General features: G+C 63.3%; 1 protein-coding gene. It reads left to right on the top strand.

Annotation, left to right across the window (positions count from 1 at the left end; genetic code table 11):
• The coding region (locus PH552_RS33610) for a beta strand repeat-containing protein (RefSeq protein ID WP_483315524.1) at positions 1-1729 on the top strand (1729 nt) is incomplete at both ends.

Genomic DNA, 1729 nt, shown 5'->3' with positions numbered 1-1729 from the left:
TTGCCCGCAATATCCATGTCAATGCGCCGGTCTACGGCAAGACCATCCGCCTGACGGGCGGCGCCAGCCAATACAATTATGCCACCGGCGAAGCGACGGCGCTGACCGCCACGTCAGGCACGCCGGAATACGCGATCGACGGCACGGCACTCGGCGCCATGCAGGCCGACCGCATCAAGGTCGTCGTCACCGAGAAGGGCGCCGGCGTCAAGATGAGCGGTGACATGGCCGCCAATGCCGGCGAACTGACGCTGTCGGCCGACGGCAAGATCTCGATCGGCAATGCCTCTGGCCGCGACGGCGTTGCCATCACCTCGAAACAGAAGGTGACGGCCGCCAGGGTGACCTCGAGACAGAAGGTTTCGGTTCAGGCTGACCAGGGTATCACCCTGCAGTCGGTCGCCGCCGACAGCGATATCGTGCTTGCAAGTGGAACCGGCCTCATCGGCATCTCCGGCGACGTCAACAGCGGCACGACCGTGCAGCTGAGCTCGGGCGGCGGCATTGCCGCCGGCAGCGTCATCGCCGGCAATGGTGCAGCGACGCTTGTCGCCACCTCAGGCGATATCGCGATCGCAGGTGCCGCCATTATCACTGGCGGTCTCAATCTGACGGCGACGGCCGGTTCGATCTCGGCCAATTCGCTGCAGAGCAATCAGAGCATCGCGCTGAACGCCGGACTCGACATTGCTGTTGCAGGCAACGTGCAGGCACAGGGGAATGTCAGCGCCAGCGGCCGATCCGTATCCGCCGGCACGATCGTCTCCGGCATCAATTTCGCCGCTACGGGTGCTAATCCGAGCGGCAATGTGGTGCTTGGTAGTGGCGGCTCTCTCAGCCTGACGGCGACCGGCGACAATATCACGACCGGTAATCTGCTGTCGGCCGGAGCACTCAATGCTAGCGCAACCGGCAATGTTTCCGCCGGGAGTATCCAGTCCGCCGGCGACCTGGCGATAACTGCAGCTTCGCTGACATCGAGCGGCATCACGTCCCACGGCGCACTCACCGTCAATACGGCGAGTGGTCGTGTCGACGTCAGTGGGCAGGTTCTTGCCGCAAGCAACGTCCTGATCTCTGGCGCCGCCATTCAGGCCGGTGCGATTGCTGCTGGTGTTGACTTTGCGGCCACGAGTGCGAACGGTGGCGGCGTTATTCTCGGCTCGGCCGGCACGCTCGGTTTGACAGCCACGACGGGCAATATCGTTGTCGATAAGCTGCTGTCGGCCGGCGACCTGACTGCTCAGGCCTCGCTGTTGCAGGCAAATAACATCACGAGCCATGAAGCCGTCGGCGTCACCGGCGGCGTCAATGTCGCCAACCAATTGCTTAGCGCGGGCAATATCACCATCAATGGCAACGCCAATGGTGTCAGCGCCGGTCTTCTCGCCTCCGGCGTCGACTTTGCCGCGACCAAAGCCAATGGCGGTAATATCGTGCTCAGTGCGGGTGGCGGTGATCTGACGATCAACGACAGTGCTGGCGCCATACAGGCAGGGACTGTGCTTGCAGCCGGCGCGATCAATACCACCGGCCAGACCATCACCGCCGACACGATCACCGGCCACAAGGACATCGTGCTTTCAGGCGCCACCAGTGCGGCAGCCGGAAGCGGCAGTGTTGATATCATCGGTCAGGTCCTCGGCGGCGGCAATGTCCGCGTTTCCGGCTCTGGCATCCAGGCGGACGCTATTGTCTCCGGCGTCGACATTGCCGCCACCAATGCGGC

The organism is Rhizobium aureum (assembly GCF_030182495.1).
Taxonomy (GTDB): domain Bacteria; phylum Pseudomonadota; class Alphaproteobacteria; order Rhizobiales; family Rhizobiaceae; genus Rhizobium; species Rhizobium tropici_C.
The sequence above is the reverse complement of the archived record's forward strand: the minus strand, read 5'-3'. Positions and strand labels throughout refer to the sequence as shown.